This window comes from Cupriavidus sp. 207A1 (assembly GCF_057798955.1).
The window spans coordinates 47,023-71,305 of record NZ_JBYOJO010000003.1 but is presented as its reverse complement, the minus strand read 5'-3'; the positions used below and the strand labels follow the sequence as shown (position 1 = coordinate 71,305).

Below are 24,283 nucleotides of genomic sequence, written 5' to 3'. Positions count from 1 at the left end.
ATGTACAAGAGCGCAGTGATATCTGACTGTGGCGCATTCCGCTACCACCTGGTGCGCCGCTGGGGGCCTGCGAAGCCCATGCTGTTCGTGATGCTGAACCCGAGCACGGCGGACGCCAGCGATGACGACGCAACCATCCGGAAGTGCATCGGCTTCGCGCAGCGAAACGGATGCGAAGCCATCGAAGTCGTGAACCTGTTTGCGTACCGCGCCACGGATCCTCGCGACTTGGCGCGCGCTGGACACCCGATCGGCCCGCTGAACGATGACCACATCGCGGCGGCTGCTACCAACACCGTTCGTGCCGGCGGCATCGTCGTCTGCGCATGGGGAGCCAACGCACGCGGCCTGTACCGGGCGAACGATGTCTCGATTCGCCTCATCAAGATCGGCGGCCAGCCGCACGCGTTCAAAATTCTTTCAGACGGTACGCCGGCCCATCCACTCATGCTGCCGTACAGCAGCCAACTGGTTCGACTTTGACAGCCCAAACCCTGTATTCGGAATTTACAAGTAGTAGCCTGTAATGCAGCAGCAAGCACAACGCATCATCGAACTAACCCGCATCGCATGGGGGATCGCAAAATGAAGACCGGATGGATGACGCCGGAAGACCTGGAAGAGCTCACCAGCAAGAAGCGCTACTCGGCGCAGGCTCGCTGGCTGCAGCGCGCCTTCCGCATCGAGCCGCTGCGCCGCGGCGACGGTCGAGTCATGATGACCTGGGAGACGTACCGCGCGCTGGAGGCGAAGCAGGCCGGCGTTGGGCCTTCCACCGCCCCGCCAGTACCGGATCGCCCTGCCCTGCGCCCCGTCCGCTTCGCTGGTAGGGCGGCATGAGCCCACGGCGCCGAAAGAGCGATGGGCTCGGCCTGCCGAACCGCGTCTACGCCCGGGGCGCCAGCTACTACTGGGTCAGGCCGAGCGACGGCAAGTGGATCCGCCTGAGCCGGCTTGATGAAGGACAGGCCAAGATGCTCGCACGCTTGGCAACGGAGGTAGGCGACTTCGAGGCGAACCGCGGCGCCGGCAACATTCCGCCCTTGGTCGACGAATACGTGCGACTGCACAAGGCCGAACACAGGGAGAAGGCCTGGCCCGCTTATGGCCGCTACGCCAAGGACGCGTTCGCCGACTGGGACGTGCAGAACGTGGCACCGGCGGATGTCCGCGACTTTCTGAAGGACAACTGGGCCGGCAAGCTGCACATGCAGCGGGTCATGCGGTCGTTCATGTCCGGGTTCTTCGACTGGTGTATCGGGAAGCGCCTGATCAGCGCCAATCCCTGCCGCGAGGTAAAGCTGAAGAAGCCCCCTCCGCGCGCGGTCTACATGCCCGACAACGAGTTCCTGGCGATCCGCAGCAACCTGGCCACTTACGTCCGGGAGACGAAGCGCGGCCCGGTCCAGGCCGCGGTGCCGGCCGGCGACATGATGCAGTGCTTCGTTGACCTGTGCTACCTCACGGTGCAGCGGTCGACCGAGATCCGCTTGCTGCGCTGGAAGCCTGATCCCGGCAACCCGGGCGGCGCATCCTGGGTGGACAAGCACGCCGGCGTGATCCACTTCGTCCCCACGAAGACCGAGGACAGCTCAGCCGAGTCGGTGGACTGGCCCATTACGCCGGAGATTGAGGCGGTGCTGGAGCGCGCACGAACGATCGGGAAGGTTAAGAGCGTCTATGTCATCAACAACAACGTGGGCAAGGCCTACACGGCCAACGGCATCCTGTCTGCCTGGAAGCGGGCGGCCAAGCGCGCCAAGCTGACGGAACGTGGCTACACCGTGAAGGACATCCGGGCCAAGGCGATCACGGACGCCGAGCGCCACGGCTACAGCCTGGAGCAGCTCCAGGTGGCCGCGACCCATACCGACGCCAAGACGACCCAGATCTACCTGAAGGCGCGCAATGTGCCCCGCAGCGAGGTCAGGCTGACGCTGCCGAAAGCGGGTTGAGGGCGCGGCCAGGGTTCCAATATGCAGCTTGGCGGTTCCTGCAAACCCGCATGGCGTCGTGATCTGTTGAGCAGCGGGATATTGGAAGCCAGAACACGCAAAGCCTTTACTGGCGCCGCTCTCCGGGTGGATCAAGTTCTGTTTTGGGATCAGAGGGTCGTAGGTTCGAATCCTATCGCTCCGACCAGAAATACCCAGTGGAAACAACGGCCTGGATCGGAAGATCCGGGCCGTTTTTCTTTTCCGGCCCGTTTGCGCAAGGCAGCCATGCGGCGCTTGCAACGCGCTGTCACCACGGGAACAAGTCCGGCCAGATCACCGCGCCGGCGCATAGCATCAGTATCACGGCCGCCATCACCAGCCCCCGCCCGGGGCCATGCTGGCTGGCTTCGACTTGAGGCATCCAGGAAGACGAGAGTTCCGGCGGCGGCGCCAGGGGCGGCGGAGCGGGCACGCTGCCGGCATGCGGGGCGGCGCTTATCGCGAAATCGGCTTCGGCCAGCAGGAAACCCATCGGCGTCGCCTGCTGGGTGGCGCCGATCGGCCGGAACAGCAGCTTGGACAGCGCCAGGCAGTCATCCAAAGCCACCTGCGGCCGGGGGCGGAAGATATGCAGGTGCTCGCACAGCGTATCGAGCTTGTGGTTGGCGGCGTGGAAATACTGGGACCAGCGCACCTGCCGCACCGAGCAGCGCCAGCGCTTGTGCTGGATGCCGGGCAGCACTTTCTCCAGCATCCTGGCGTTGAAGGCGGCGCCGTGGGCCACCAGCACCTCGGCCTCGTCGACGATGGCGCGAATGGCGCCGAGGTCGAAGCGGCGCCCGCGCAGCATGTCGGCGGTCAGGCCGTGGGTATCGGTGGCTGCCGCGCTGATCGGCACGGTCGGCTCCTGCGAACCGTAGTACTCCGCCACTTCGCGCAGCAGGCCGCCGGCGCGCGGCGACACCTCGACCAGCAGCAAGCCGATGCTGACGGGCTCATCGGCTGGCGTGAGCCCGGTGGTTTCGGTACTGACGATTGCGACCCGCATGGGCACTCCGGTGTGACTGTGCGCGGATGTGCCAGGCGCCAGCCGCTATGGTCGTTTGCCTCTAGCGTAGTGCGAGCGCGTTAATCGTCATATCAACCAGATGGGCTAAACGGTTCAGGCGGGGGGCTGCGCCTGCGCCCCGCCGCGCCGGCGCTCCAGGTTGCAGTACACATCGGCCGCGACCAGCCCGAACAGCGCATGCGCGAACAGGGCTTCCCAGCCGCGCGCCTCGTCGAACCAGTTCATGTAGCGCCCCAGCACATAGAAGTTGACCAGGTAGACCACCACGCCGAATACGATCCCCACCACCGAGGCCAAGCCCAGGCTGGTGTCGAACCGGAACGACGACAGGATCAGCGCCAGCGCCGCCGCCAGGATGATCGACAAGGCAAAATGCACCGTGCCCGCGGCCAGCACGATGGTCCAGTTGAAGGCATCGGCCGACAGCGCCTCACGGCCCAGGATGATGGCTGCGACCATCTTCACGGTGCCCCAGGCGCCCTGGTACAGCAGAAAGCGCGCGGTCAGCAACTCCAGCACCATGTAGACCGCGCCCGCAATCAGCCCCGCCAGCACCGCGGCGCGCCAGTCGGGGCGGCAGCGGACATAGCGGTGCGATTCCAGATGGAGTTCCATGGCAGTCTCCTTGCGAGATCCGGCCCGGCACGGCCGTACGCGTTAGTTCTAGCTCATATGGCTCAAATACCAAGCGGACTGCGAGCCGGTTTGCGCCTTTATCGCCATTTTGTTGCGCCTAGCCCGAGGCCGGTGCAACCGGACGCACCGGCAATGCTGCATCCGCGTACGTGATACAATGTCGCAGTAGCCCCCGGGGTGTCCGAGCATCCCTGTAACCGGGCGTTCTCACCAGCGCGCTCCTGCGAGCGAACAGCAGCCGCCGGCGCGGGCCACCGCGACGACACCGAACTGGCGAACCACCGGGTACACCTGCCCGCCTGCTCCGCGAAGCACACGGCCTCTCCGGCTGTCAGCGACCAGGTTTTCGCCCAAGCAATCCGCGCCCGCATGGCGACACCGCTGACCCCGCCGATTGATCCGGTCATGCAGGGCGCCAGCCGCCGCAGCATGCGCGCCCTGCCCCCGACCGCCTCAGGCGCGATTGGCCGTATCGGCGCAAGGTGCCGCGACTGGGCGACGTTGCGGGCGAACCGAACAGATTTTTTGAAAACGTAACCATGCAGCCTTCGCGGGCTGCCGAAAAGGAAGACAGATTGGCTAAGGAAGAACTCATTGAATTTGGCGGCGTGGTGTCGGAAGCCCTGCCTGACAACCGCTATCGGGTCACGCTGGAAAACGGCGTTGAAATCTGGGCATACGCTTCGGGCAAGATGCAGAAGCACCGCATCCGCATCCTGGCCGGCGACCGCGTAACCCTGGAAATGTCGCCCTACGACCTGACCAAGGGCCGCATCAACTTCCGCCACAAGTCCTGAGTTTCCCGACGGCGCCGGTGGCAATGCATTGCCATCGGCGCCGCCGCTGTATTGCGCCGACGCGCTGTCACGCCGCTGACACCGCGCCCGGAGACACTTGCGGGCTGCCCTGACCGGCAGCCCGCTTTTGTTCGCGCCGCGCTTGCGCCGGTCGGGCGGCTTCACCATACTCGAAGCAAGCCCATTGCCCCGTCCGACATGAACCTGATCCTGTGGCGCCATGCCGAAGCCGAAGACCTCCCGGACGCCCTCAGCCTTAGCCGCCATGCCGATCTGCAGCGCCCGCTGACGCGCCGCGGCCGCAAGCAGGCCGAGGCCTCGGCCAAATGGCTGCGGGCCCACCTGCCAGCCGATACCCGGGTCCTATGCAGCCCCGCCGTGCGCGCCCGCGAAACCGCGGCGGCGCTGACCGGCGACGCACAAATCCTCGATGCCCTGGCCCCCGGCGCCGACGTCAGCGCCGTGCTGACCGCGGTCGAATGGCCGGAGCGCCCGGAGCACGTGGTGGTGGTCGGTCATCAGCCCTGGATCGGCCGCGTCGCCAGCCTGCTGCTGGCGGGCACCGAAATGGACTGGAGCGTGCGCAAGGGCGGCCTCTGGTGGCTGACCGGCCGTACCCGCGAAAGCGAGGCCCAGACCGTGCTGCGCGCGGTCATCAACCCAGAATTCCTCTAAGTCCGGTCGGGGTGCGGCACCGCCCAAGGGTGCCCCTGAAGGCTTCCCGGACAGACCCGGCTGTCGAAGTCACGCAACCGTCATCGCCGGGTCACGGCATTGTCACCGGCCCTCACTACATTGCATCGCAACAGTTTCGTCACCAAAAGGACATACTGATGCGAGATCTGCCGACGCCTACCCAGCCGCTCTTCGACTCCCTGCCCAATGGCCTCGGCGGCCAGACGGCGCGGAGGCGTCTTCATCGCCCATCGGATACACCGGCACATGAGTCGCCTGTTCTCAGCGTGGCGTGGGCGCGCCACCAGGACGAAGTAGTCGAGGCCCAGCGCCTGCGCTACAAGGTCTTTGCCGAGGAAATGGGCGCACGCCTGACGTCTTCGGTGCCTGAACTGGACATCGACATGTTCGATGCCTACTGCGACCACCTGATCGTGCGCGACATGGCCACGCTGCGCGTGGTCGGCACCTACCGCGTGCTGCCGCCGCACCAGGCCAAGCGCCTGGGCTGCCTGTACGCCGAATCGGAATTCGACCTGGTGCGCCTGTCGCACCTGCGCCCCAAGATGCTGGAACTGGGCCGCTCGTGCGTGCACCGCGACTACCGCTCCGGCAGCGTCATCATGGCGCTGTGGGGCGGGCTGGGCGAGTACCTGCAGCGCTGGGGCATCGAGTCGATGCTGGGCTGCGCGAGCGTGCCGATGAGCGATGGCGGCCACTACGCGGCCAGCCTGCACCGGCTGTTCACCGAGCGCTCGCTGGCACCGATCGAGTACCACGCCTTCCCGCGCCTGCCGCTGCCGGTGGAAGACCTGAACCAGCAGCTGGCGGTCGAGCCGCCCGCGCTGATCAAGGGCTACCTGCGCCTGGGCGCGAAGATCTGCGGCCAGCCCGCCTGGGACCCGGACTTCAACGTGGCGGACTTCCTCACGCTGCTGCGCGTGAACGACATGAACCCGCGCTACGCCCGCCACTTCCTGGGCCTGAACAACGCCGCCTGAACGGCGCGCCCGCCAACAAGCCCTTCCGGTCACGGCCGCCTTATCGGCGGCCGGTCGATCCCTTCCCTCTCAGTCGTAGACCACCTTGTAGCGCTTGCCGATGCGCTGCCATTCGTCGGCTTCCTGCGCGAGGCTGTATTCGATCAGCGGATTGGCGTCGATCCACGCCTTCGGCAGGCGCACGGTGAAGCCTTCGTCCAGCGCTTCGGCCAACTGCGTGACGCGGATGTCCGGCAGCGCCACGTCCGAGCGGCGCCGGCACAGCACAAAGGCCAGGCGCAGGCTGAACAGCATGCGCCAGTCGACGAACTTGCCGCTGCCCGAGAGCTTGCCCAGCTTGCCCGCATGGCCCAGCAGCAGCGTCGCCAGCCGCGCCTGGTCGGTCTTGGAAAAGCCCGGCATGTCGGCATGCGTGGCGATATAGGCGGAATGCTTGTGGTAGCCGCTGTGCGAGATCGACATGCCGATCTCGTGCAGGCTGGCGGCCCAGCCGAGCAGCGCAAGGTTGTCCTCGCGCCGTTCGTTGGCCGGGTCCGGGAACTGTGACAGCAGTGTCTGCGCGGTGCGCCGCACGCGGCTGGCCTGCGCGCGGTCGACACCATAGCGGCGCATGAACTGGTCCACCGTGACCGTGCGCATGTCCTCATGGTGGCTGCGCCCGAGCAGGTCGTACAGCACGCCCAGCCGCAGCGCGCCGTCGGTCACGTCCATGCGCTCGATATCGAGTTCGGCGAACACGCCCAGCATGATCGACAAGCCCCCCGGCAGCACCGGAATGCGGTCCGGCTTGAGACCGGTCAGCTTGACGCGGTTGGTGTTCTCGGCCTTGATCAGCGCACGCTTCAGGCGCTCCAGCCCTTCGCGCGTGATGCCGTGCTCGGCATTGCTGTCGTTCATGCCGTTGAGTTCGATCAGCTCGGCCAGCGCGCGCGCGGTGCCCGACGAGCCCACCGCCTGCTCCCAGCCGGCGGCACGGTACTGGCGCACCAGCACCTGGATCTCGCGGCGCGCCGCCAGCTCGGCCTGCTTCATCGCGTAGTCGTCGACATTGCCGCTGGGGAAGAACTGGCGGCTGTGCGACACGCAGCCGATATACAGGCTTTCCATCAGCTTGGACTGGTAGCCGTTGCCGATGATGAATTCGGTCGAGCCGCCGCCGATATCGACCACCAGGCGGTTGCCCTGGCAGGCCGGCGCGTCGTGCGACGCGCCCAGATAGATCAGCCGCGCTTCCTCGCGCCCGGCTATCACTTCGATCGGGAAGCCCAGCGCGCCTTCGGCCTCGATCAGGAAATCGGACGCATTCTTTGCTACCCGCAGCGTATTGGTGGCAACCGCGCGCACCTGTCCAGGCGCGAACTCGCGCAGGCGGTCGCCGAAGCGCCGCAGCGCATCGATACCGCGTCGCCGCGCGGGCTGGTCAAGGTATTTGTCGGGGGTCAGGCCGGCCGCCAGCCGCACCGGTTCGCGCAGCGCGTCCACCTGGAAGATCTGGCTGGCCGGGCCATTGGCCGTCGGGGTCTCGTCCACCCGCCCGATCATCAGGCGGAAGCTGTTCGAGCCCATGTCGACGGCGGCCAGCAGGCGTGGAGTGTTGTTCATCGTGTGCTTGGAGGGCAGGTTCGCATTGGCGTGGCGAAGCGCGGCAGGGACCCGCTGGCGCCGGAGCCTGCCGCGATTCGGGCCCGGAGAAAATATGTCGTGGTCATGTCCGCATCATGACAAAATCAAACTGTCATGAAAGTGACACGATTCTATGAAAAAGTCGCCACATTACCAAAAGAAGGTCATGACCATGTCGACGACTCCGTCCAGTACGCTGCTCAATCGCGAACTGGGCATCCTGGAATTCAATGCCCGCGTGCTGGCGCAAGCCGCGGACCCGAAAGTCCCGCTGCTGGAACGGCTCAAGTTCATCTGCATCGTGTCCAGCAACCTGGACGAGTTCTTTGAAATCCGCATGGCGGGCCTGAAGGAACAGATGCGCGACAATGCCTCGGGCCTGACGCCGGATGGTCTTTCGTTCCAGCAGACCTACCAGCTTGTCACCGAGCGCACGCAACGGCTGGTGGCCTCGCAGTATGACATGCTGCAGAACACCATTTTTCCACTACTTGAAAAAGAAGGGGTCTTTTTCCACCTGACCACCACTTGGACCGACGCCCAGCGTGAATGGGCGCGCGAGTTCTTCCAGCGCGAACTGGCGCCGGTGCTCACTCCGATCGCGCTGGACCCGGCCCACCCCTTCCCGCGCGTGCTCAACAAGAGCCTGAACTTCGTGGTGGAACTGTCCGGCAAGGACGCGTTCGGGCGCGACGCCGATCTCGCCATCGTGCAGGCGCCGCGCGCGCTGCCGCGCGTGGTGAAGATGCCGGAGAAGCTGTCGGGCTATCCGTACGGCTTCGTCATGCTGTCGTCATTCATGCAGGGCTTCGTGCACGAGCTGTTCCCGGCCATTACCGTGCATGGCTGCTACCAGTTCCGCGTCACGCGCAACTCGGACCTGTTCGTCTCGGAAGACGACATCACCGACCTGCGCGAAGCGCTGCAGGGCGAGCTGCCCGCGCGCCATTTCGGCGACACGGTGCGGCTAGAAATCTCGTCCGATACGCCGGCCCCGCTGGCGCGCCGGCTGCTGCTGGAATCGGGACTCGCCGAACAGGACCTGTACCGCGTATCGGGCCCGGTGAACCTGGTGCGGCTGATGCAGATCCCCGACATGGTCGACCGGCCGGCGCTCAAGTTCCCGCCTTACGTGCCGGCGCCGGTCAAGGCCTTTGCCGGCGGCGCGTCGATGTTCGACGTGATGCGCCAGCAGGACGTGCTGCTGCACCATCCCTACGAGAGCTTCAGCTCCGTGCTGGACTTGCTGCAGCTCGCCGCGGCCGACCCCAACGTGGTCGCGATCAAGCAGACGGTCTACCGCACCGGTAACGAATCGCTGGTGATGGAAGCGCTGATGACCGCCGCGCGCAACGGCAAGGAAGTGACGGTGGTGGTGGAACTGCTGGCGCGCTTCGACGAGGAAACCAATATCAACTGGGCCGAGCGGCTCGAGTCCGCCGGCGCGCACGTGATCTACGGCGTGGTCGGGCACAAGTGCCACGCCAAGATGCTGCTGATCGTGCGGCGCGAGCCCACCGGGCCGAAGGCCAAGCAGGTCAAGCTGCGCCGCTATGCCCACCTGGGCACCGGCAATTACCACCCGCGCACGGCCAGGCTCTATACCGACTTCGGGTTGCTGACCGCCGACGAGGCCATCTGCGAAGACGTGCACCATGTGTTCCAGCTGCTGACCGGCACGGCCGGCACGATCCGGCTGAACCACCTGTGGCAGTCGCCGTTCACCATGCAGAGCAACCTGGTCGACCATATCCGCGCCGAGGCCCGCAACGCGCGCGCGGGCAAGCCGGCGCGCATCATCGCCAAGATGAACGCCCTGCTGGAACCGTCGATCATCGACGAGCTGTACAAGGCCTCGCGCGCCGGCGTGAAGATCGACCTGATCGTGCGCGGGGTGTGCGCGCTGATGCCGGGCGTGCCCGGCATGTCCGAGAACATCACGGTGCGCTCGATCATCGGGCGTTTTCTCGAACACCATCGCGTCTATTACTTCCACGCGGCCGGCGAAGAGGTGCTCTACCTGTCCAGCGCCGACTGGATGGACCGCAACCTGTTCCGCCGCGTGGAAGTCGCGTTCCCGGTGCTGGACAAGGCGCTCAAGGCGCGCGTCATCAAGGAGAGCTTGCAGGTCCACCTGCGCGACAATGCCTCGGCGTGGCTCATGCAATCGGACGGAAATTACGTGCGCAGCCAGACGCGTTCCAAGCATCCGCATGTCAGCCAGAACGATATGCTGGTGATGTTTGGCGGTACGCCCTGAACGCGCGCCGCGAGCACAAGAAACCCCGCCTCGGCGGGGTTTCTCTTTGAGATCAGGCTGCGCGCCGGGAATTGTCCGGTGCCTGCGGCGTTACCGTCGGACCCGCGCCCGGCACCGGGCTGTCCGCGCTTGCGGCAGCGGAGCGCAGGCTGCGATCCAGCGGGAACACCACGCGGAACACGCTGCCCCGGCCCTCTTCGCTGGTGACGCGCAGTTCGGCATGGTGGCGCGACAGCACATGCTTGACGATGGCCAGCCCAAGGCCGGTGCCGCCGGTGTCGCGCGAGCGGCTGCGGTCGACGCGGTAGAAGCGCTCGGTCAGCCGGGGAATATGCTCGGCCGCGATGCCCAGGCCGGTATCGGCCACCGAGAACACCGCGTGGCCGTCTTCCCAGGCCAGCCGCATGGTAATGCGCCCGCCCTCCGGCGTGTAGCGCACCGCGTTGGACACCAGGTTGCCCAGCGCCGACATCAGCTCGGTCTCCGCGCCGCGCATGCCCACGGTGGGATCGATCTCGGCCGCGACGTGGTGCCGGCCCTGCGACAGCGCCTCGGCATCGTGCATCAGGTGCGCCACCATGGCGCGGATCGGCACCACCTCATGGCCCGGCGGCTGGGCGTCGCTTTCCAGCTTGGCCAGCGCCAGCAGGTCTTCGACGATGCTCTGCATGCGCACCGACTGCGCCAGCATCATGTCGATATAGCGGCGCCGGTCTTCCTCGGACACCGGCAGGTCGCGCACGGTTTCGAGGAAGCCGGTCATCACGGTCAGCGGAGTCTTCAGTTCGTGCGAGACATTGGCGACGAAGTCGCGCCGCATCGCCTCGGTGTTTTCCAGCTTGGTGATGTCCTGCGTGATCACCAGCTTGCGGTTGTCGCCGTACGGCAGGATCTGGACCGCGATCACGCTGTGCTTGTGCTCGCCCATGTCGCGCATCACCAGCGGGTCGTCGAACTGCTGCCGCGTCAGGTAGTGGACAAACTCCGGCCGGCGAATCAGGTGGGTAATGCGCTGGCGCACGTCGCGCCGCGCGTTCAGGCCGAAATGCTGCTCGGCGACGTCGTTGCACCACTCGATCTGGTCGGCGTCATCGAGCATCAGCACGCCGTTGGGCGAGGCCTGGATGGCCTGGATAAAGCGGGTGTGCTGCTGCTCCACCTGCAGCACCTGGGTGCGCCAGCGCTTGACCAGCCGGTGCAGGCGGTAATACACCTCGCCCCACAGGCCGAGCGCGCTGGGGATCTCGCCGTAGACCGGCGCGTCCAGCACCTTCCACAGCCGGTTGATCTGGTACAGGTAGTAGAACAACAGGCCGAGCAGCGACACGCATGCCAGCGCCAGCGCCGGCACCGGGCCGGCGACCAGGTAGACGCCGGCGGACAGCACCAGCAGGCTGATCAGGATGGCCGCGGAACGGGCCCAGATGACATTCATGCGCAGGGTTCAGGCTCGCAGGCAGCCGCGAAAACGGCTGCCTGCAGGGTTGCGACGGAGTGTGCCACGATTTCGCCGCGCCCTGCCAGCGGCTTGAGACCCGTGCGGCGGCTCAGGCGCCAGGGGTGCGCGCCAGCCGGTAGCCGCTGCCACGCACGGTTTCGATCATGTTGCTGTAGCCGCCGGGCGTCAGGGCCGCACGCAGGCGCTTGATATGGACGTCGACGGTGCGTTCCTCGACAAAGACATGGTCGCCCCAGACCTGGTCGAGCAATTGCGAACGGCTGTGCACGCGCTCCGGGTGCGTCATCAGGAAGTGCAGCAGCCTGAACTCGGTCGGACCCAGGTCCAGCTTGATCGGGCCGCTCTCGTCCTGGCCGGTCACGCGGTGCGTGGCCGGGTCGAGCCGCAGGCCGTTGATCGCCACCACGTCGTCGGTCAGCTGCGGCGCGCGGCGGCGCAGCACGGCCTTGATCCGGGCCAGCAGCTCCTTGGGCGAGAACGGCTTGGTGACATAGTCGTCGGCACCGGCTTCCAGCCCCATCACCTTGTCCTGCTCCTCGCCGCGGGCGGTCAGCATGATGATGGGAATCTGGCGGGTGCGGTCATTGGCGCGCAACTCCTTGGCGAAGTTCGCCCCCGACTTGCCCGGGAGCATCCAGTCGAGCAGCACCAGGTCGGGCAGCACATCGCTCATCAGCGACAGCGCCTGCTCGGCGTTATAGGCCCGGATCGGATAATGCCCCGCGTGCTGCAGGTTCACGGCGATCAGTTCGGCGATCGCCGGTTCGTCTTCGACAACGAGAATACTGCTTGGCATGTGTATGGTTCTCCGTGGGCGGCTGACCTCAGCTCAGCGCTTCGCGCTCCATGTCCTCGCGCGAGACATGGCGGACGTCCGTCCCCTTGACAATGTAAATGATAAATTCCGCGATGTTCTTCGCGTGATCGCCAATGCGCTCGACGGCCTTGGCGATGAACAGGAAATCCAGCGCGACCGAGATGGTGCGCGGGTCTTCCATCATGTACGTGATCAGCTTGCGCACGAAGCCGCGGAATTCTTCGTCGATGGCCTTGTCGTCCTTGACGATGCGCGCCGCCGCTACGGTGTCCAGCCGCGCAAAGGCGTCGAGCGCCTGGCGCAGCAGCGAGATCGCCATCTCGCCCGACAGCTTGACCTCGGCGTAGTTGATGCTGTGCGCCGACGCGTCTTCCATGATGTGCTTGGTGCGCTTGGCGATCTTCTCGGCCTCGTCGCCGGCGCGTTCCAGGTTGGTGATGGTCTTGGAGATGGCCATCACCAGGCGCAGGTCGCGCGCGGTCGGCTGGCGCCGGGCGATGATGTTGCCGCAATCGGCATCGATCTCGACTTCCAGCGCATTGAGCTGGATTTCCCGGGCGATCACCTGGTCGGCGATCTCGGCGTCGAAGTCGGTCAGCGCGCGCATGGCCAGCTCGATCTGCGACTCCACCAGGCCGCCCATCTGCAGCAGCTTGGTGTTGATGGCGTTGAGGTCTGCGTCGAACTGGGTCGACAGGTGCTTGTCAGTCATGGGATTCTCCTGGCCGCTTATGGATATGCTAGTCCCTGCCCTGCGCGTCAGCCGAAGCGGCCGGTAATGTAGTCTTCCGTTTCCTTGCGGTGCGGCTTGATGAAGATCTTCTCGGTCTCGCCGAACTCGATCAGTTCGCCCAGGTACATGTAGGCGGTGTAATCCGAGCAGCGCGCCGCCTGCTGCATGTTGTGCGTCACGATCACCACGGTGTACTCGTCCTTCAGTTCGGCGATCAGCTCTTCGATGCGGCCGGTGGAAATCGGGTCGAGCGCGGAGCACGGCTCGTCCAGCAGCAGCACTTCGGGGCGGATGGCGATGCCGCGTGCGATGCACAGGCGCTGCTGCTGGCCGCCGGACAAGCCGTAGCCCGACTGGTGCAGCTTGTCCTTGGCCTCGTTCCAAAGCGCCGCCTTGGTCAGCGCCCATTCCACGCGGTCGTCCATCTCCGAGCGCGACAGCTTCTCGAACAGGCGCACGCCGAAGGCGATGTTGTCATAGATCGACATCGGGAACGGCGTCGGCTTCTGGAACACCATGCCGACCTTGGCGCGCAGCAGCGCGATATCCTGCTTGGCCGTCAGCAGGTTGTCGCCGTCCATGTTGATCTCGCCCTCGGCGCGCTGCTCGGGATAGAGCGCGTACATCTTGTTGAAGGTACGCAGCAGCGTCGACTTGCCGCATCCCGACGGCCCGATGAAGGCCGTGACCTTGCGGTCCGGGATCGACATGTTGATGTTCTTCAGGGCATGGAACTGGCCGTAGTAGAAGTTCAGGTTGCGCACGTCGATCTTGGCGCGTACCGAATCGGGAATGTCGATGACGGTGGAGGTCATTGCGTTCTCTCGCTTGCAGTCTTGGGGCGGTCCGGATGACGGGCGCGCCGCTTATTTCTTGAACAGGATGCGCGCCAGGATATTGAGGGCCAGCACGCCGATCGTAATCAGGAACACGCCCGCCCAGGCCAGTTGCTGCCATTCGGTGAACGGGCTCATGGCGAAGCGGAAGATGGTCACCGGCAGGTTGGCCATCGGCTTGTTCAGGTCGGTGGTCCAGAACTGGTTGGACAGCGCGGTGAACAGCAGCGGCGCGGTTTCGCCGGCGATACGGGCCACGGCCAGCAATACGCCCGTCACAATGCCGGCGTACGATGACTTCACCGTGATCGACAGCACCATCTTCCACTTGGGCGTGCCCAGGGCGAAGGCGGCCTCGCGCAGGGCGTTGGGCACCAGGTTCAGCATGTTCTCGGTGGTGCGCACCACGATCGGCACCTGCAGCAGCGCCAGCGCGCAAATGCCGGCCCAGCCTGAGAAGTGGCCCATGCGGGTCACCACCAGCGCGTAGACGAACAGGCCGATCACGATCGACGGCGCCGACAGCAGGATGTCGTTGATAAAGCGGATAAAGCTGGCCAGCGGCGAGCTCTTGCCATACTCGGCCAGGTAGATGCCCGCCAGGATGCCCAGCGGCGTGCCGAACAGCGTGGCCATGCCGACCATCACGAAGCTGCCGAAGATGGCGTTGGCGAGGCCGCCGCCGGCGGTATTGGGAGCCGGCGTCATCTGCGTGAACAGGTCCAGCGACAGCCCGCCCACGCCCAGCGTGACGGTGGTCCACAGGATCCACGCCAGCCAGAACAGGCCGAAGGCCATCGCCACCAGCGACGCGGTCAGCGCGTACAGGTTGACGCGGCGGCGGCGGCCCTGCAGGCGGGCACGCACGGCATCGGCATCAGGACGGACGGCGGGCATCGATACGGAAGTCATGGCTTGGCTCGATTGGCTCATTTTGCGCCCTCATTCTTGGCGAGTCGCAGCAGCAACAGCTTGGACAGCGCCAGCACCACGAAGGTGATGAAGAACAGGATCAGGCCCAGCTCCATCAGCGCGGCGGTATGCAGGCCGGCGCCGGCTTCGGCGAACTCGTTGGCGAGCGCCGAGGTAATGCTGTTGCCCGGCGAGAACAACGACGCGCTGTCCAGCAGGTTGGTATTGCCAATCACGAAGGTGACGGCCATGGTCTCGCCCAGCGCGCGGCCCAGGCCCAGCATCACGCCGCCGATCACGCCGGCGCGGGTGTAGGGCAGCACCACGTTCCACATCACTTCCCAGGTGGTGCAGCCCACGCCGTAGGCGGATTCCTTGAGCAGCACCGGGGTGACCTCGAACACGTCGCGCATCACCGAGGCGATGTACGGGATGATCATGATCGCCAGGATCACGCCCGCGCACAGCAGGCCGATGCCCAGCGGCGCGCCCTGGAACAGCTTGCCGATCACCGGCAGCTGGCCCACCGTGGCGGCCAGGGGCTTCTGGAAATACTCGCCGAAGATCGGCGCGAACACGAGCAGGCCCCACATGCCGTAGACGATCGACGGCACCGCGGCGAGCAGTTCGATGGCGGTGCCGAGCGGGCGGCGCAGCCAGGCCGGCGACAGTTCGGTCAGGAACAGGGCGATGCCGAAGCTCACCGGCACCGCGATGATCAGCGCGATCAGCGAGGTCACGATGGTGCCGTAGATGGGCACCAGCGCACCATAGACATCGGCGGGAGGATCCCACTCCGCGGACCACAGGAAGCGCGCGCCGAAGGCCTCGATCGAGGGCCAGGCGCTGATCGCGAGCGAGACGATGATGCCGCCCAGCAGCAGCAGCGTCACGATCGCGGCGCCCCGCGTCAGGCCGCCGAACAGGATGTCGCCCATGCGGCTCGGGGGCCGGACGTTGCGGAACTCGGAGGGGGTAGTCGCCATGTCGGGAATTCAGGGTGGATCGCCGCTCGCGCCTGGGCGCGAGCACGGTGGCCGGGCCGGTTTCGGGCTGCCCGGCTACCGCCGCCGCGCTGGCGCGCGGCCGGCGATGCCGTCAGATCAGTACAGCGCCTTGCCCGAAGCGTCCTTGACGCTGGTCTTCCAGGTCGAACGGATCTGGTTGACCACGTTCTCCGGCAGCGGCACGTAGTCGAGATCGGCGGCCATGCCGGCGCCGCTCTTGTAGGCCCAGTCGAAGAACTTCAGCACTTCGGTGCCCTGCGCCGGCTTTTCCTGGTTCTTGTGCACCAGGATGAAGGTGGCGCCGGCGATCGGCCAGGCGTCCTTGCCGGGCTGGTTGGTCAGGATCTGGTAGTAGCTCTTGCTCCAGTCCGCGCCGGCGGCGGCGGCCTTGAAGGCGTCGTCACCCGGCTTGACCACGGCACCCGACGCGTTCTTCATGTTCACGTGGGTCATCTTGTTCTGCTTGGCATAGGCGTACTCGACATAGCCGATCGCACCGTTCAGGCGCTGCACGAAGGCGGCCACGCCCTCGTTGCCCTTGCCGCCGGTGCCGCCGCCCGGCCAGTTGACCGTGGTGCCCTCACCGACCGTGCCCTTCCAGTCAGCGCTGACCTTGGACAGGTAGTTGGTAAAGATGAAGGTGGTGCCCGAACCGTCGGCACGGCGCACCGGCAGGATGTCCTGGCTCGGCAGCTTGGCTTGCGGGTTCAGCGCCTTGATGGCGGGATCGTCCCACTTCTTGATCTTGCCCAGGTAGATGTTGGCCAGCAGCTCGCCGGTGATGGTCAGCTCGCCCGGCTTCACGCCTTGCAGATTGATCACCGGCACCACGCCGCCGATCACGGTCGGGAACTGGACCAGGCCCTGCTTGTTCAGGTCCTCGTCCTTCAGCGGCGCGTCCGAAGCGCCGAAATCGACCGTCTTGGCGCCGATCTGCTTGATGCCGCCCGACGAGCCGATGGATTGATAGTTGACCTTGTTGCCCGTTGCTTTGTTATATGCGTCGGCCCACTTGGAATACACGGGCGCCGGGAAGGAAGCGCCTGCACCGGTAATTTCCGCCGCGAACGCAGTACCCGCTACCACCATCGAAACGATGCCTGCCACGGCAGTCTTGACCAGCTTCATATGTCCTCCAGAGAACATTGGTTGGGAATGACAAATTTTTGACAAGACGAACTTTATGCTGCCTGTATGACAATTCCGTGACATCTTTAAATCTTCTTGAAACTGGCCTGCAGCAAGGTAATGACGGGATCGCCCCGCTCTGCCGTGTGGGCAAGATGACGGCGGTTAATTGCGTAAGCGGGCAAAAAAAACGCCGGGCGAGCCCGGCGTTCGCTTCTCGGATGGGTGCTGTCAGGCACCCAGCGCGTCCGCCAGCTTCCTGGCTGCGCGCTCGGCCATCTCTGCCTGCTCCGCCTCCACCATCACGCGCACCACGGGCTCGGTGCCCGAGGCCCGGATCAGCACGCGGCCGCGCCCTTCGAGTTCCGGCTCCACCGCGGCACGGGCCGCCTGCAGGCCGGCATGGGTCTGCCAGTCGAAACCTTTCTGCACGCGCACGTTGATCAGCGTCTGCGGGAACAGCTTCACGCCGTCAAGCAGTTGCGCCAGAGTCTTGCCGCTGCGGCGCAGTGCGCCCAGCACCTGCAGCGCCGACACGATGCCGTCGCCGGTGCTGTGGCGATCCAGGCACAGCAGGTGGCCCGAACCCTCGCCGCCCAGCGTCCACTTGCGCTTGTTCAGCTCCTCCAGCACATAGCGGTCGCCCACCTTGGCGCGCACGAAGTCTACGCCCTCGCGCTTGAGCGCCAGTTCCACCGCCATATTGGTCATCAGCGTGCCGACCGCGCCGGGCACCGCCTGGCCCGCGGCCTGGCGGTCACGCACGATCAGATACAGCAGTTCGTCGCCGTTGTAGAGCCGGCCATCGGCGTCCACCACCTGCAGCCGGTCCGCGTCGCCATCGAAGGCCAGGCCCAGGTCCGCGCCGTTGGCCTTGACCGCCTCGATCAGTTTCTCCGGCGCGGTGGCGCCGTAGCCGGCGTTGATATTGCGCCCGTTGGGCTGGTTGCCGATGGCGACCACGTCGGCGCCGAGCTCATGGAACACCGGCGGCGCGATGTGGTACGCCGCGCCGTGGGCGCAGTCGACCACCAGCTTCAGGCCATGCAGGTCCTGTTCATACGGGAAGGTGCTCTTGCAGAATTCGATATAGCGGCCGGCGGCATCGTCGATGCGGCGGGCGCGCCCGAGGTCGTCGGACGGGGCGCACACCATGGGCTCGTCGAGGGCCGCCTCGATCGCCGCCTCGACCGCGTCGGGCAGCTTGTCGCCGCTGGCCGAGAAAAACTTGATGCCGTTGTCGTAGTAGGGGTTGTGGCTGGCCGAGATCACCACGCCGGCGGACAGCCGCAGCGCCCGCGTCAGGTAGGCGATGCCGGGGGTCGGCAGCGGGCCGGTCAGCAGCACGTGCACGCCCGCCGAGGTAAAGCCGGCCTCCAGCGCGGCTTCCAGCATGTAGCCCGAAATGCGCGTGTCCTTGCCGATCAGCACGGTCGGCTTGCCCTGCCCGGTCCTGGCGCCGTGCGCCAGCACCTTGCCCGCGGCATGGCCCAGCCGCATCACGAAGTCCGGCGTGATCGGCGCATCGCCGACCTTGCCCCGCACGCCGTCGGTCCCGAAATACTTGCGTGTCATTCTTGGTTTCCCTTTCTCTTCTATGTTCTGTCCTGGTGGCGCCAACCGGTGTCTGCGCCTGGCTCAGCCCGCGCTGACGGATTCGTTGCGCACGGCCCACCAGGTCTTCACGGCGTCGACGGTCTGCTGCACATCATGCACGCGTACGATCCACGCACCGCGCTCCACCGCACAGACCGCCGCGGCGATGCTGGCGGCGACGCGCTGCTGCGGCGGCCGGCCGCCCAGGATGGCGCCCAGCGTGGACTTGCGCGAGATGCCCGCCAGCACCGGCAGGCCGTCGAGCGCCAGCTGCGGCAACTGCGCGAGCAGGCGCAAATTATGATCCGGTGTCTTGCCGAAGCCAAATCCCGGATCGAGGCAGATCCGGGCGTCGTCAATCCCGGCGGCGCGCAGCACGGCGACGCGCTCGGCGAGGAACTGCGCCACTTCGGCGACCACATCGTCGTAGTGCGGGTCTTCCTGCATGGTCTGCGGATCGCGCTGCATATGCATCACGCACAGGCCCGCCTGTCCCGCCGCCACCGCTTCGACCGCGCCCGGCATGCGCAAGCCCCAGATATCGTTGATGAGATCGGCTCCGGCCGCAAGCGCGGCGCCCATGACCTCGGGCTTGTAGGTGTCGATCGAGAGCGGCTTGCCGCAATCGCGCAGCGCTTCCACCACGGGGATCACGCGCGCCAGCTCGTCTGCCAGCGGCAGCGCGGCTGACCCGGGCCGGCTCGATTCCCCGCCGATGTCGATGATGTCGACGCCCTCGGCAATCATCTGCTCGGCATGGCGCAGCGCCGCATCACGGCTGGCATGCTGGCCGCCGTCGGAAAAGGAGTCGGGCGTGACGTTGAGGATGCCCATCACCAGCGGACGCTGGTCCAGGGCAAAGCGGAAACGGCCGCACTGGAAGTGCCGGGTCTGAGTCGTCTGCTGCAAGGTAGGAAGGCTTTGGCAATGCGCGCGGCTGGGGCCGCACAAAAAGGAAAAGCCGGTGCGCCAGGCACCGGCTTCAGGGACAGGCACTACACAGCCATCGCTACAGCGTCGTCAGTGGGACGAGCGCCGGGTCAGGCCGTGGCGGGCGCGTTGGTCGGCGCCACCGGCGAGCCGCCCGAGGGCGTGCTGCCGCCACCGTTCGGGCCCGACGCGCTGCGCGGCGGACGCGGCGGCTTGCCGGCCATGATGTCGTTGACCTGGTCGGCGTCGATGGTTTCCCATTCCATCAGCGCGTTGGTCATGGCTTCGACCTTGTCGCGGTTCTCTTCGAGCAGGCGCTTGGCCAGCGCGTATTGCTCGTCGATGATGCGACGGATCTCGGCGTCGACCTTCTGCTGCGTGGCTTCCGACACGGTCTTCGACGACAGCTTGCCGAACATGCCGTCCTGCTCGGTATCGACGTAGACCATCGCACCCAGCGAATCGCTCATGCCGAAGCGGGTCACCATGTCGCGCGCGATCTTGGTGGCGCGCTCGAAGTCGTTGGAAGCGCCGGTGCTCATGGCGTTGAGGAAGACCTCTTCCGCCGCGCGGCCGCCGAACAGGATGGCCACTTCTTCCAGCATGCTGTCCTTGTACTTCGAATACTTGTCATGCTCGGGCAGCTGCCAGGTCACGCCCAGCGCCCAGCCACGCGGCATGATGGTGACCTTGTGCACCGGGTCGGCCTTGGGCAGCAGCTTGGCAACCACCGCGTGGCCCGACTCATGGTAAGCCGTGGCGCGGCGCTCTTCCTCGCGCATCACCGTCGACTTGCGCTCCGGACCCATGTAGATCTTGTCCTTGGCGTCCTCGAAGTCCTGCATGTCGACCACGCGCTTGTTGCGGCGGGCGGCAAACAGCGCGGCCTCGTTGACCAGGTTGGCCAGGTCGGCGCCCGAGAAGCCCGGGGTACCGCGCGCGATCACCGAAGCGTCGACGTCGTTGCCGATCGGCACCTTGCGCATATGGACCTTCAGGATCTGCTCGCGGCCGCGGATGTCCGGCAGGCCCACGTAGACCTGGCGGTCGAAACGGCCCGGACGCAGCAGCGCCTTGTCCAGCACGTCGGCACGGTTGGTCGCGGCGATCACGATCACGCCCGAGTTCGCCTCGAAACCGTCCATCTCGACCAGCATCTGGTTCAGGGTCTGCTCGCGCTCGTCGTTGCCGCCGCCCATGCCGGCGCCACGATGGCGGCCGACGGCGTCGATTTCATCGATGAACACGATGCAGGGCGCCTGCTTCTTGGCGTTCTCGAACATGTCGCGCACACGCGCCGCGCCCACGCCAACGAACATTTCAACGAAGTCGGAGCCCGAGATGCTGAAGAACGGCACCTTGGCCTCGCCGGCGATGGCACGCGCCAGCAGCGTCTTGCCGGTACCCGGAGGGCCGACCAGCAGCACGCCGCGCGGGATACGGCCGCCCAGCTTCTGGAATTTCTGCGGATCCTTGAGGAAGTCGACCAGCTCGACGACTTCTTCCTTGGACTCGTCGCAGCCGGCCACGTCCTGGAACGTGACGGCGTTCTGGTTCTCGTCGATCAGCCGCGCACGCGACTTGCCGAATGAGAATGCGCCGCCTTTCCCGCCACCCTGCATCTGACGCATCATGTAGAACCAGAACACGATGATCAGCAGGGTCGGCCCGAGGTAATACAGGGCCTGGACCAGCACGTTGGGTTCGTCGTCCGCCTTGCCGGTGACCTGCACGCCGTACTTCATCAGGTCGCCGACCATCCAGATGTCGCCCGGCGAGATGATGGTGTACTTGGCGCCTTCCTTGGGCGAGACCACCAGGTTGCGGCCCTGCACGTCGACACGCGACACCTTGCCGTTCTTGGCGTCATCCATGAACTGCGAATAGGTGACGCTGTCCTGCGCACGGGGCTTGTCGAACTGCTTGAAGACGGTAAACAACACCAGCGCGATCACGAGCCAGATTGCCGCCTTTTGAAACAGGTTGTTATTCAAGGCCGAACTCCTTTGCAATTGCCTTGCCAACGGATAGCTGCATTGTAATGCAGCCCCCGCCCTCGAGGGGAAACAGAGAAACTATGATGCCGATAGCACCGGGTGAGGGTATTTCCCTCTACATTTCTTATTCCGCCCTGGCTCGTATCGAGATCGGTCAATCCACTGTCTTCAGGTAGCGCCCAAGGATAAAGGTTTCGGAAGACTTGTCGCGCGACGCCTTGGGCTTGCGCTTCGCGACCACTTTGAACTGCCGTTTGAACTTTTCCACGATCTGGCTGTAGCCGCTCCCGTGGAAACACTTTACCAGCAATGCTCCCTCCGGCTTCAGGTGGGCCTGCGCGAATTCAAGCGCCAGGTCGCACAGGTACTCGATCCGGGCGGCGTCGGCGGAGGCCACACCGGACAAGTTGGGGGCCATGTCGGACAAAACAAGATCGATCTTGTTGCCGCCGGAGGCGCCGAGAACCACACTTTCGAGCTCACGGAACACCGACTCCTCGCGGAAATCGCCCTGGATAAACGTGACGTCGGCGACCGGTTCCATTGGCAGCAGGTCGATCGCGACGACCGCGCCGTCGATCCGGCCGTCCCTGGCGCGCGGCGAGTCGGCCAGTTTGTTGCGGGCGTACTGGCTCCAGCTGCCCGGCGCCGCGCCCAGGTCGACAATGACCTGGCCCGGGCGGATCAGCTTGTCCTGCTCGTCGATCTCCTTGAGCTTGTACGCCGCGCGGGCGCGGTAGCCCTCGCGCTGCGCCATTTTGACGTACGGATCGTTGATGTGGTCGTGCAGCCACGAATGGTTGAACTTGTTCTTTGCCATGCCAGATACCAGCCTGTTCCCTGCCCGCGCGCGCCGGTCGGGCCGGCGGCGCAGGTTTTCCTACTGTTTTGATGATTTTGCTGCCCGACAGTGCCGGATTGACGGATAATACGCGCCAATCCGAATCCCGGCTTTGCCGCCAGCCGGCGGCCGCCGGCAGCCTGTTCCAGCCGCCGTGTCACGACCGGCGCAGCTGCAGCGCCCGATTACCAGCGCCAAGCGCTCTATCACTATTTCAAGCGCCTTATCCAGCGCCAACCTATGCCTGCTCTACAACTAGTCCCTGCCCAGCGCTCTGACCTGCGCTCCCGTGCCCATGCCCTGAACCCGGTGGTGATGGTCGGCGCCGAAGGCCTGACCCGCGCCGTGCTGGCCGAGATCGACCGCAGCCTGGCTGCCCACGACCTGATCAAGATCCGCGTGTTCGGCGACGACCGCGAAGCGCGCATCGCCATCTACGAAGAAATCTGCGACCAGCTCAGCGCCGCGCCGATCCAGCATATCGGCAAGCTGCTGGTGGTGTGGCGTCCGGGCGAAGCCCGCCTGAAGGAAAACCAGGCCGAAGAGCTCGGCCGGCACACGCCCGCCCGCCGCGGCGGCGCCGCCCCGCGCACGGTAACGGTGAAGAAGCCCAGCGCCGCGCCCAACCGCCGCCCGACCCGCAAGGAAGTCACGGTGCTTGGCAACGAGCGCGTCACCGCCGGCGGCAATGTGAAGCGCTCGCGCGCCCGCCCGACCAGCCAGAAGAAGAAGGCGCTGGGCTGAAGCCCCGGCAGCCGGAAACAAGCGGGCGCCGCCAGGCGCCCCGATGCCGGCACGCCGCGCCTGCGTCCGTGCCGGTGGTCGGCTTCACCCCCGGCCTCACTCCCCGGCCGAACGCGGCGCCGAAGCGCGCCACACCAGTGCCAGCGCCAGCAGGCTTTGCAGCAGGTAGAAGGCGCTGGAGACGCCGTGCAGCATGCCGAATTGCGCCTTGTACGGCGATTCCGACACCCCCACGCCCAGCGCCAGCGCCTTTTCCTTCAGGCTGCCCATGAACGGCTGGGTACCGAAGTAGCCGACCAGCACGCAGCACAGCATGCCCAGCACCAGCCAGCGCAGGCCGCGGTAGCGCTGGGCGCCGCGCCGGATCATGACGTTGCACAGCACCAGCTGCAGCACGCCGATGGTCACGCCGACGATGGCTTCGGTATGGAACAGGTGCCCGGCGATCATGCCCGCCATCTCGCGGCTGGGCAGCACCGAAAACAGCGTCGGCGCCACCATGTAGCCGACGGTCCACAGGCTGCCGGCCCACACCACCGTCAGCAACAGGAAGATGCGGTGCGGCAGCGGCGGCAGGTTGTTATAGGAAGTGGAGAACACAAGCCGGCCTTTCCGGTGGCCAGCGCAGGCGCAAGCCCGCCGGCCGGGCCGGCATCAGATGTAGCGAACGGTAATGACTTCGTACTCGCGCTCGCCGCCCGGGGCCAGCACGGTGGCGACGTCGCCTTCGAACTTGCCGATCAGCGCGCGTGCAATCGGCGAGCTGACCGAGATCTTGCCGGCATCGAGGTCAGCCTCGTCATCGCCGACGATCTGGTAGCTGACCGGACTGCCGGACTCCAGGTCTTCCAGGTCGACGGTCGCGCCAAAGACGATGCGGCCATCGGTATCGAGCTGGGTCGGGTCAATGATCTGCGCGGCCGACAGCTTGGCCTCCACTTCCAGGATGCGGCCCTCGATAAAGGCCTGCTTTTCCTTGGCGGCATCGTACTCGGCGTTTTCAGACAAGTCGCCCTGTGCGCGCGCTTCCGAGATGGCATTGATCACCGCCGGACGCTCGACAGCCTTCAGGCGCTGCAGCTCCTCCTTCAGGAGCTCTGCGCCACGCTTGGTAATCGGAATGGTGCTCATGTCTTCGTTCAACAAAAAAATGAGCCGCAGCGGAGCTGGAGCCAACCCCGGCAAACCTCGCCAGGGCACGTCCGCTCAACCGCGGCTTTCAGACAGGATCGAACGCGGGCACGCCGGTTCGATCGACGAATTTGACGTAGTTTAGGCCAGGAAG

At 65.8% G+C, this 24,283-nt stretch carries 24 protein-coding genes; 8 read left to right on the top strand and 16 right to left on the bottom strand.

What is annotated here, in order from left to right:
* From AC3FMM_RS05840 to AC3FMM_RS05830, 3 genes are all read left to right on the top strand, one after another.
* The gene (locus tag AC3FMM_RS05840) at nucleotides 1–483 is read left to right on the top strand and encodes a DUF1643 domain-containing protein (RefSeq protein ID WP_488686237.1); all 483 of its coding nucleotides are present in this window, start codon (nucleotides 1–3) and stop codon (nucleotides 481–483) included.
* Between the two features lie 102 nt (nucleotides 484–585).
* Nucleotides 586–840, top strand: a complete 255-nt coding sequence (locus AC3FMM_RS05835) for a hypothetical protein (RefSeq protein WP_488686236.1) — start codon at nucleotides 586–588, stop codon at nucleotides 838–840.
* The gene (locus AC3FMM_RS05830; protein ID WP_488686235.1) at nucleotides 837–1,955 is read left to right on the top strand and encodes a tyrosine-type recombinase/integrase; all 1,119 of its coding nucleotides are present in this window, start codon (nucleotides 837–839) and stop codon (nucleotides 1,953–1,955) included. Before AC3FMM_RS05835 ends, AC3FMM_RS05830 begins: the two co-directional genes overlap by 4 nt.
* Nucleotides 1,956–2,244: 289 nt before the next feature.
* On the opposite strand, the gene AC3FMM_RS05825 is transcribed toward AC3FMM_RS05830, so the two are convergent.
* Entirely contained in the window at nucleotides 2,245–2,985 is a 741-nt protein-coding gene (locus AC3FMM_RS05825) for a DNA polymerase III subunit epsilon (RefSeq protein WP_115710045.1), read from the bottom strand.
* A 114-nt stretch (nucleotides 2,986–3,099) separates the two neighbouring features.
* Nucleotides 3,100–3,621 (bottom strand): hypothetical protein, encoded by a 522-nt coding sequence (locus AC3FMM_RS05820; RefSeq protein ID WP_115710047.1) that lies wholly within the window; start codon nucleotides 3,619–3,621, stop codon nucleotides 3,100–3,102.
* Between the two features lie 596 nt (nucleotides 3,622–4,217).
* On the opposite strand from AC3FMM_RS05820, the gene infA reads away from it, so the two are divergent.
* From infA to AC3FMM_RS05805, 3 genes are all read left to right on the top strand, one after another.
* The gene (gene infA / locus AC3FMM_RS05815; RefSeq protein WP_008641674.1) at nucleotides 4,218–4,439 is read left to right on the top strand and encodes a translation initiation factor IF-1; all 222 of its coding nucleotides are present in this window, start codon (nucleotides 4,218–4,220) and stop codon (nucleotides 4,437–4,439) included.
* 198 nt (nucleotides 4,440–4,637) lie between these two features.
* The gene (locus AC3FMM_RS05810) at nucleotides 4,638–5,114 is read left to right on the top strand and encodes a SixA phosphatase family protein (protein WP_115680567.1); all 477 of its coding nucleotides are present in this window, start codon (nucleotides 4,638–4,640) and stop codon (nucleotides 5,112–5,114) included.
* 158 nt (nucleotides 5,115–5,272) lie between these two features.
* A complete protein-coding gene (locus AC3FMM_RS05805) occupies nucleotides 5,273–6,115 on the top strand; it encodes a GNAT family N-acetyltransferase (protein WP_112774029.1) in 843 nt (280 codons plus the stop codon).
* A 69-nt stretch (nucleotides 6,116–6,184) separates the two neighbouring features.
* On the opposite strand, the gene ppx is transcribed toward AC3FMM_RS05805, so the two are convergent.
* Nucleotides 6,185–7,717, bottom strand: coding sequence for an exopolyphosphatase (ppx, locus tag AC3FMM_RS05800; RefSeq protein ID WP_115680568.1), 1,533 nt, complete (start codon nucleotides 7,715–7,717; stop codon nucleotides 6,185–6,187).
* A 154-nt stretch (nucleotides 7,718–7,871) separates the two neighbouring features.
* Here ppx and ppk1 point away from each other — a divergent pair, with 154 nt between their 5' ends.
* Nucleotides 7,872–9,998, top strand: a complete 2,127-nt coding sequence (ppk1, locus tag AC3FMM_RS05795; RefSeq protein WP_115710051.1) for a polyphosphate kinase 1 — start codon at nucleotides 7,872–7,874, stop codon at nucleotides 9,996–9,998.
* A gap of 52 nt (nucleotides 9,999–10,050) precedes the next feature.
* Here ppk1 and phoR read toward each other — a convergent pair whose 3' ends face one another.
* From phoR to AC3FMM_RS05740, 11 genes are all read right to left on the bottom strand, one after another.
* A complete protein-coding gene (gene phoR, locus AC3FMM_RS05790) occupies nucleotides 10,051–11,433 on the bottom strand; it encodes a phosphate regulon sensor histidine kinase PhoR (protein WP_488686234.1) in 1,383 nt (460 codons plus the stop codon).
* A 112-nt stretch (nucleotides 11,434–11,545) separates the two neighbouring features.
* A complete protein-coding gene (gene phoB / locus AC3FMM_RS05785) occupies nucleotides 11,546–12,253 on the bottom strand; it encodes a phosphate regulon transcriptional regulator PhoB (RefSeq protein WP_012353221.1) in 708 nt (235 codons plus the stop codon).
* Between the two features lie 28 nt (nucleotides 12,254–12,281).
* The gene (phoU, locus tag AC3FMM_RS05780; protein ID WP_018007821.1) at nucleotides 12,282–12,986 is read right to left on the bottom strand and encodes a phosphate signaling complex protein PhoU; all 705 of its coding nucleotides are present in this window, start codon (nucleotides 12,984–12,986) and stop codon (nucleotides 12,282–12,284) included.
* 47 nt (nucleotides 12,987–13,033) lie between these two features.
* Nucleotides 13,034–13,822 (bottom strand): phosphate ABC transporter ATP-binding protein PstB, encoded by a 789-nt coding sequence (gene pstB, locus AC3FMM_RS05775; protein ID WP_012353223.1) that lies wholly within the window; start codon nucleotides 13,820–13,822, stop codon nucleotides 13,034–13,036.
* Between the two features lie 51 nt (nucleotides 13,823–13,873).
* Nucleotides 13,874–14,755 (bottom strand): phosphate ABC transporter permease PstA, encoded by an 882-nt coding sequence (gene pstA / locus AC3FMM_RS05770; protein ID WP_373429508.1) that lies wholly within the window; start codon nucleotides 14,753–14,755, stop codon nucleotides 13,874–13,876.
* 17 nt (nucleotides 14,756–14,772) lie between these two features.
* Nucleotides 14,773–15,741 (bottom strand): phosphate ABC transporter permease PstC, encoded by a 969-nt coding sequence (pstC, locus tag AC3FMM_RS05765; RefSeq protein WP_115710055.1) that lies wholly within the window; start codon nucleotides 15,739–15,741, stop codon nucleotides 14,773–14,775.
* A gap of 117 nt (nucleotides 15,742–15,858) precedes the next feature.
* Nucleotides 15,859–16,890: a phosphate ABC transporter substrate-binding protein PstS gene (gene pstS / locus AC3FMM_RS05760; RefSeq protein ID WP_116312756.1), complete on the bottom strand. Its 1,032-nt coding sequence runs from the start codon at nucleotides 16,888–16,890 to the stop codon at nucleotides 15,859–15,861.
* 231 nt (nucleotides 16,891–17,121) lie between these two features.
* Nucleotides 17,122–18,465, bottom strand: coding sequence for a phosphoglucosamine mutase (gene glmM, locus AC3FMM_RS05755; RefSeq protein ID WP_012353227.1), 1,344 nt, complete (start codon nucleotides 18,463–18,465; stop codon nucleotides 17,122–17,124).
* 63 nt (nucleotides 18,466–18,528) lie between these two features.
* Entirely contained in the window at nucleotides 18,529–19,320 is a 792-nt protein-coding gene (gene folP / locus AC3FMM_RS05750) for a dihydropteroate synthase (RefSeq protein ID WP_488686407.1), read from the bottom strand.
* A 206-nt stretch (nucleotides 19,321–19,526) separates the two neighbouring features.
* Nucleotides 19,527–21,410, bottom strand: coding sequence for an ATP-dependent zinc metalloprotease FtsH (ftsH, locus tag AC3FMM_RS05745; RefSeq protein WP_012353229.1), 1,884 nt, complete (start codon nucleotides 21,408–21,410; stop codon nucleotides 19,527–19,529).
* 157 nt (nucleotides 21,411–21,567) lie between these two features.
* Entirely contained in the window at nucleotides 21,568–22,233 is a 666-nt protein-coding gene (locus AC3FMM_RS05740; protein WP_115710059.1) for an RlmE family RNA methyltransferase, read from the bottom strand.
* A 261-nt stretch (nucleotides 22,234–22,494) separates the two neighbouring features.
* On the opposite strand from AC3FMM_RS05740, the gene AC3FMM_RS05735 reads away from it, so the two are divergent.
* The gene (locus AC3FMM_RS05735; protein ID WP_115710060.1) at nucleotides 22,495–22,998 is read left to right on the top strand and encodes a YhbY family RNA-binding protein; all 504 of its coding nucleotides are present in this window, start codon (nucleotides 22,495–22,497) and stop codon (nucleotides 22,996–22,998) included.
* A 96-nt stretch (nucleotides 22,999–23,094) separates the two neighbouring features.
* Here AC3FMM_RS05735 and AC3FMM_RS05730 read toward each other — a convergent pair whose 3' ends face one another.
* Together AC3FMM_RS05730 and greA are read right to left on the bottom strand one after the other, a co-directional pair.
* Entirely contained in the window at nucleotides 23,095–23,598 is a 504-nt protein-coding gene (locus AC3FMM_RS05730) for a DUF4149 domain-containing protein (RefSeq protein ID WP_062800712.1), read from the bottom strand.
* A 54-nt stretch (nucleotides 23,599–23,652) separates the two neighbouring features.
* Nucleotides 23,653–24,129 (bottom strand): transcription elongation factor GreA, encoded by a 477-nt coding sequence (greA, locus tag AC3FMM_RS05725; RefSeq protein WP_092309418.1) that lies wholly within the window; start codon nucleotides 24,127–24,129, stop codon nucleotides 23,653–23,655.
* Between the last annotated feature and the right edge of the window lie 154 nt (nucleotides 24,130–24,283).